This window comes from Pedobacter sp. 05L430, from assembly GCF_056397585.1.
This window is the reverse complement of the sequence record NZ_JBFTNT010000224.1, coordinates 1-6,960: the sequence shown is the minus strand read 5'-3', so window position 1 is coordinate 6,960 and position 6,960 is coordinate 1. Positions and strand designations below refer to the sequence as shown.

At 40.5% G+C, this 6,960-nt stretch carries 6 protein-coding genes; all 6 read left to right on the top strand.

Features of this window, described 5'->3' with window-relative positions; all coding sequences use genetic code 11:
- Nucleotides 1-1,048, top strand: a 1,048-nt coding sequence (locus AC1DG9_RS20525) for a M20/M25/M40 family metallo-hydrolase (protein ID WP_477635154.1), incomplete at its 5' end; no start/stop codon positions are given.
- 288 nt (nt 1,049-1,336) lie between these two features.
- Nucleotides 1,337-1,414 carry a potassium-transporting ATPase subunit F gene (locus AC1DG9_RS20520; protein WP_084498241.1) on the top strand — a complete coding sequence of 26 codons (78 nt, stop codon included), beginning with the start codon at nt 1,337-1,339 and terminating at the stop codon, nt 1,412-1,414.
- Nucleotides 1,415-1,423: 9 nt separating this feature from the next.
- Entirely contained in the window at nt 1,424-3,142 is a 1,719-nt protein-coding gene (gene kdpA / locus AC1DG9_RS20515; protein WP_477635153.1) for a potassium-transporting ATPase subunit KdpA, read from the top strand.
- 6 nt (nt 3,143-3,148) lie between these two features.
- Nucleotides 3,149-5,179 carry a potassium-transporting ATPase subunit KdpB gene (gene kdpB, locus AC1DG9_RS20510; RefSeq protein ID WP_172660523.1) on the top strand — a complete coding sequence of 677 codons (2,031 nt, stop codon included), beginning with the start codon at nt 3,149-3,151 and terminating at the stop codon, nt 5,177-5,179.
- A 12-nt stretch (nt 5,180-5,191) separates the two neighbouring features.
- Nucleotides 5,192-5,758 (top strand): K(+)-transporting ATPase subunit C, encoded by a 567-nt coding sequence (locus AC1DG9_RS20505; RefSeq protein WP_172660522.1) that lies wholly within the window; start codon nt 5,192-5,194, stop codon nt 5,756-5,758.
- A gap of 168 nt (nt 5,759-5,926) precedes the next feature.
- On the top strand, nt 5,927-6,960 hold a 1,034-nt coding region (locus tag AC1DG9_RS20500; protein WP_477635152.1), incomplete at its 3' end, for a porin.

The window sequence follows — 6,960 nt, the reverse complement described above, 5'->3', positions numbered from 1 at the left end:
ATTTAGTACAGAGGAAAAGCTAACTGCAGATTGTATTGAATCCTTCTTAAATGACCATGAAGTATTTACTATCCGTAAATACAATAACATCTGGTGTTACAATAAATACTTTGATCCCTTAAAACCCATCATTTTATTGAATTCCCATCATGATACAGTGAAACCAAATGATCAATATAATAACGATCCCTTTGTGCCGCTGATTAAAGATGGAAAACTTTATGGCTTGGGTAGTAACGATGCAGGCGGACCTTTGGTTTCACTGATTTCTGCGTTTCTTTTTTTCTATGAAAGGAAAGACCTTCCTTTTAATTTATGCCTGGCCGCAACTGCAGAAGAAGAGAATTCTGGCAGAAAAGGGATTAAGTCTATTCTGGATGATTTAATGCCTATTTCATTTGCGATTGTTGGGGAACCTACGAATATGCATATGGCGGTTGCCGAAAAAGGCTCTATGGTATTGGACTGCGTTTCGACTGGTAGGCCCGGGCATGCGGCAAGAGAAGAAGGAGATAATGCCATTTACAAAGCGCTGAAAGACATTCATTGGTTTTCAAGCTATGTTTTTCCTATTGACTCTAATCTTCCAAATCCAGTAAAAATGACTGTTACTCAGATCAATGCGGGTATACAGCATAACATTGTTCCGGGCGAATGCAGCTTTACCATTGATATCAGATTTGATCATAGTTATACAGAAAAGGAAATACTCAATACAATTAAAAATCATACCTTTTGTGATACCACGCTTCGTCCTAACGTACTCACACCATCAGCAATTGATCTTTTGCACCCCCTTGTCAGAACTGGTATTGCCATTGGCAGAAAAACATACATCTCCCCAACCAGCTCCGATCAGGGCTGGCTTGAAATGCCATCTGTTAAAATAGGCCCTGGAGATTCTGCCCGCTCTCATTCAGCTGATGAATACATTTATCTTGCAGAAATAAGTGATGGGATCACCATTTATATCAATCTTTTAGAATCTATTTTCCCATATCTTGTTAATGATTCTAGTCTGGATCAGCAATTATACACCTCCGCATGATGAAAAGTGCCATTCTAATTGATACAAAACAGACTTTTTCATTTTGATAAAAACCCTTCCATAATGGAAGGGTTTTTCTGTTCAATAATAAGATGTTAAAATATTTTTGTGTTTTATGTATCTGTAAATCAGGATTTTATGTGTTTATATCTAAGTGTGGTATATGAATTGGCTTATGCTTCTCACAAAATAAAAATATCATGCTTACAATCCTGCTTTTTTTAGCCCTGCTGATCCTCTGCTGGGTAGTTTACAAATCAATCGACTGGTTCGAAAAAATCTAAAATTATGACTGCATTATTTATTATCGCAATCGCCGTATTTATCTATATGATTTACGTGTTGATTAAACCTGAAAAATTTTAATTGTACATTATGAACACAGAATTACTTGGAATTGTTGCGACCTACCTGCTTACACTGGTCATCGCTATTCCGCTAGGCAAGTACCTGGCAAAGGTATTTGCCGGAGAAAAAGTTTGGACAGACTTTTTAAAACCTATTGAATCCGCAATCTATAAGCTTTCTGGTATTAACCCCAAAGAAGAGATGAATTGGAAGCAGCACATGAAGGCGCTGTTAACCATCAATCTTGTATGGCTTGTTTATGGATTTTTTGTTCTGATGTATCAGGACAAGCTTCCGTTGAATCCTGACGGAAACCCAGGAATGACACCCGATCTTTCTTTTAATACAATCATCAGTTTCGTGGTAAACTGTAACCTGCAGCACTATTCAGGAGAATCGGGTGTAACTTATCTTACCCAGCATTTTGTACTGATGTTTCTCCAGTTTGTTAGTGCGGCTACAGGCCTTGCTGCTGCTGTAGTTTTCTTTAAAGCTTTCAGGGATAAAACAAGCACTAAACTTGGTAACTTCTGGGAATTCTTTGTGAAATCTATTACCAGGTTATTACTTCCGTTATCATTGGTAATGGCAATTATTCTTGCCTTTAACGGTTCTCCAACAAGCTATGAAGCTAAAGATCAGTTTATTTCTGTTCAGGGAGATACAGTAAATGTTTCAAGAGGCCCTGCAGCTGCTTTTATTGCCATTAAGCACTTGGGTACTAATGGTGGTGGATGGTTTGGTGCAAACTCTACCCACCCTTTGGAAAATCCGAATTACATCACCAATACCGTTGAATTGGTTGCACAGGTAATTATTCMTATTGCAATGGTCATCGCATTTGGCATTTTCATCAGACGTAGGAGACTTGCCTGGATGATCTTTGGGGTCATGACGATTGGTATGCTACTCCTGCTGATCCCTACTGTAAGTTCCGAGCTTGGAGGAAATCCTGCCATTGCAAAAATGGGCATTTCGCAGGCTACCGGGGCTATGGAAGGCAAGGAAGTTCGTTTTGGCCCAGCCATAACCGGCTATTGGAGCACAGTAACCACCATTATCTCTACCGGTTCCGTTAACGGGATGCATGACAGTACCATGCCACTAACAGGCGCATGGCAATTACTGGGTATGATGATCAACTCTTTTTATGGAGGTTGCGGTGTTGGTGTATTGAATTATTTTATTTACCTGATCATTGCTGTATTTATTTCCGGATTGATGGTGGGAAGAACACCGGAATTCCTTGGGCATAAGGTAGAAGCCAGAGAGGTTAAGATTGCAGCATTGATCACCTTACTGAGTCCTTTTCTGATCTTGGCAGGAACGGCAATTGCCAGTTATGTATTTACGAATCACGGGGAAGCTGGATGGGCAGTACAACCTAAGAACTGGTTAAACAATCCCGGCTTCCACGGTTTCTCGGAGATGTTGTACGAAATGACCTCATCCAATGCCAATAACGGTTCTGGTTTTGAAGGTCTGGGTGACAATAATGTTTTCTGGAACGTAGCCAGTGGCTTCGTTCTATTCCTTGGTCGTTTCCTACCGATTATAGGCCCTGTTGMCATTGCAGGTTTACTAGGTTCTAAAAAATACATCCCGGAGTCTGCTGGTACCTTGAAAACAGATACTTTGACTTTCAGTCTGATGACTTTTGCAGTGATCATTGTACTGAATGCGCTTTCTTATTTCCCTGCTCTGGCTTTAGGCCCATTGGCAGAATACTTTACCATGCTTAAATAGATTATAATGAAACACTCATCTAATAAATTATTTGAACCCGCTTTAGTGCAAACTGCACTTAAGCAGTCCTTCATCAAACTTGACCCCAGAGTAATGGTTCGTAATCCGGTTATGTTTACCGTAGAAATCGGTACCGTAATCATGGCTTACGTAACTGTATACTCCATGAGTAACGCAGGTCAGGGATCACCACTATACAATTTTTTTATCTTTTTAATATTACTGCTTACTGTTCTTTTTGCAAATTTTGCTGAAGCCATTGCCGAGGCCAGAGGAAAAGCACAAGCGGATAGTTTAAGGAAAACACGTGAAGAAACACCAGCTAAGGTTGTTCTGGCAAATGGAAAGATCGAGATCCGTTCTTCGAACCAATTAAAAAAAGGAGACATATTTTTCTGCGAGTCGGGAGATACCATTCCAACCGATGGAGAGATTATTGAAGGTATTGCTACCATTGATGAATCCGCCATTACCGGTGAGTCGGCTCCGGTAATCCGTGAGTCGGGAGGCGATAAATCTTCTGTTACCGGGGGTACAAAAGTGCTTTCAGACCATATCAAAGTTCAGGTAAATACCCAGCCGGGTGAAAGTTTTCTGGATAAAATGATTGCCCTTGTTGAAGGTGCATCAAGACAAAAAACACCCAATGAGATTGCATTGACCATATTGCTCGCCAGTTTTACCTTGGTGTTTATTATTGTTTGCGTTACCTTAAAGCCATTTGCTGATTATGCAAATACTCCGATTACTATTGCTGCATTGATCTCCTTGTTTGTTTGCTTGATTCCGACCACTATCGGCGGACTGCTGTCTGCAATTGGTATAGCCGGGATGGACAGGGCGCTGCGTGCCAACGTAATTACCAAATCAGGTAAAGCTGTGGAAACAGCAGGCGATATTGACGTTTTATTACTGGACAAAACAGGTACCATTACTATTGGTAACCGTAAGGCCACCAATTTCTACCCTACTTCGGGGATGGATAAGAAGCAATTCGTTGATGCCTGTATGTTAAGTTCTCTAGCTGATGAAACCCCCGAAGGTAAATCTATTATAGAGCTTGCGGTATTGCAAGATCATAAATTACTTACTGCACCTGAAGGATCTAAATTCATCAAATTTACTGCTGAAACCAGGTCAAGTGGTTTGGATACTCCGGATGGAAAAAGAATCCGTAAAGGCGCATTTGATTCTATCCGTAACATTGTTTTAACGGCTGGAAATCCTTTTCCAATAGACATTGAGGAGCAGGTGAAAATAATTGCCAATAATGGGGGAACACCGCTTGTTGTTTCTGAGAATGAAAAAGCACTTGGAGTAATTGAATTACAGGATATCATTAAACCCGGCATTAGTGAGCGTTTTGAGCGCCTGCGTAAAATGGGTGTAAAAACGGTAATGGTTACCGGAGACAACCCCCTTACCGCAAAATTCATTGCAGAGAAAGCCGGTGTGGATGATTTTATTGCTGAGGCTAAACCTGAGGATAAAATGAATTACATCAAAGAAGAACAAGCCTTGGGTAAACTTGTAGCCATGATGGGTGACGGTACCAATGATGCCCCTGCACTTGCACAAGCAGACGTAGGTGTGGCTATGAACAGTGGTACGCAGGCAGCCAAAGAAGCAGGTAACATGGTGGATCTGGATAATGATCCGACCAAGCTCATAGAGATTGTGGAAATCGGTAAACAATTGCTGATCACCCGCGGAACACTTACTACCTTCTCTATTGCCAATGACGTAGCGAAGTACTTTGCGATTGTACCGGCATTGTTTATTGCTTCGATTCCTGCATTACAGAGTTTAAATATTATGGGATTGCATAGTCCTGAGAGTGCGATTTTATCTGCTGTAATTTTCAATGCAATCATTATCCCTATCCTGATCCCTCTGGCCTTAAAAGGTGTTGAATATAAACCAATCGGTGCCAGTGCGTTGTTGCGTAGAAATCTACTGATCTATGGACTTGGCGGTGTGATAGCCCCTTTTATAGGCATCAAACTTATTGATATTGTTGTAGGCTTATTTGTTTAAAAAATAGAAATCATGAAAAAATATATCATACAATCCTTACGCTTAACACTAGTACTTATGGTATTACTGTGCGTTATTTATCCATTGATTGTTGCTTTTGCCGGTGGCTTCTCAAAAGGAAATGGTGGCGGCGAAAAGATCAGCAAAAATGGTAAAGTTGTTGGTTATGCCGCAATTGGCCAATCGTTTACCAAACCGGAGTATTTCTGGGGAAGACCTTCTGCGGTTGGTTATAATGCTGCAGGCTCGGCCGGCTCCAATAAGGGGCCTTCAAATCCTGATTACCTAAAAGAGGTTTCGAGCAGAATCGACACTTTGCTAAAATACAACCCATCTTTGAAAAAGGCTGATATTCCAGCCGATATGGTCACTGCTTCAGGTAGTGGTTTAGATCCAAACATTTCCGAACAGGGTGCCATTATCCAGATCAAAAGAATTGCTGCTTATCGTAAAATAAATGAAAAGACAGTAGCTGAACTGGTAGTTAAAAATACTCAGGGGCCATTGTTAGGACTGTTTGGCCCGTCATCCGTAAATGTACTTAAGCTTAACCTTGCCCTGGATGAGTTAAAAAAATAATCTTACGACTCTCGCTCTGAAACTCCTGCCTGATCCATAATGCGTTTGCCAAACCCCGGATCAGGCAGCGGCAGGGGAAGTATGGCCTAAATTTTAATCCAAAAACAACAAATAATACAATAACGTGGCCATCAGAGATGACCATATCTAGAAAAAACAAAACTATAAATGAAAAAACTTTTAATATTAGCAACAGCATTAACTACGGGATCTTTAGCATACGGCCAGGAAACATCAAAAATCAAAGTGAGTGGTTACCTGGAAACTTATTTCGGTTACGATTTTAATAAACCGACGGATAACAACAGACCTGGATTTATCTATTCTCATAACCGTCATAACGAAATGAACTTAAATTTGGGTTTCATCAAAGGGAATTACGATAATGGAACCATCAGGGCAAATGTAGCTGTAATGGCGGGAAGTTATGCCAATGCAAATCTAGCGGCAGAGCCTGGGGTGTTAAAAAACATCTATGAAGCAAATGCTGGGGTTAAACTTTCCAAAACAGCTAATTTATGGTTGGATGCCGGAATTTTCTCTTCACATATTGGTTTTGAAAGTGCCGTTTCTAAAGATTGCTGGGTATTAACAAGAAACATCTCATCAGAAAATACACCTTATTATGAATCGGGTGCAAAAATTACCTATGGTACTAGTGATGGAAAGTTTACTGCTGCCGCATTTTATTTGAACGGATGGCAAAGAATTACCCGTCAGAGCGGAAACAGCCAGCCGGCCGGTGGTGTACAGTTAACATGGAAACCAACAGATAAAATTACTGTCAACTATAGTAATTACCTGGAAACAGAAGGTGCTGACTCTATAAGGGTAACACGGTTCTATCATAATGTTTATGGAATATTCCAGGTAACTGATCAGTTTGGATTGACTCTTGGCTTTGATTACGGAACACAGCAGAAAACAAAAGGAAGCAGCGACAAAAATGAAGTTCTTTCGCCTGTTGCCATTGCACAATACAAGATCAACAGCAACTGGGCGGTTGCCGCAAGAGGAGAATATTACCAGGATAAGAATGGTGTTTTTATTGCTACCGGAACACCTAATGGCTTTAAAACAACCGGATATTCCCTTAATGTGGATTACGCGCCTGTGAGTAATGCAGTAATTAGATTGGAAGGTAAAATGTATAGCAGTAAAGACAAAATATTTGTGCGTAATTTAAATGCTGTAGACAACAA

Bases quoted from the DNA above. Each gene is read 5' to 3' on its own strand.
- AC1DG9_RS20520 (WP_084498241.1), top strand. From the start codon at position 1,337: ATGACTGCATTATTTATTATCGCAATCGCCGTATTTATCTATATGATT.
- kdpB (WP_172660523.1), top strand. From the start codon at position 3,149: ATGAAACACTCATCTAATAAATTATTTGAACCCGCTTTAGTGCAAACT.
- AC1DG9_RS20505 (WP_172660522.1), top strand. From the start codon at position 5,192: ATGAAAAAATATATCATACAATCCTTACGCTTAACACTAGTACTTATG.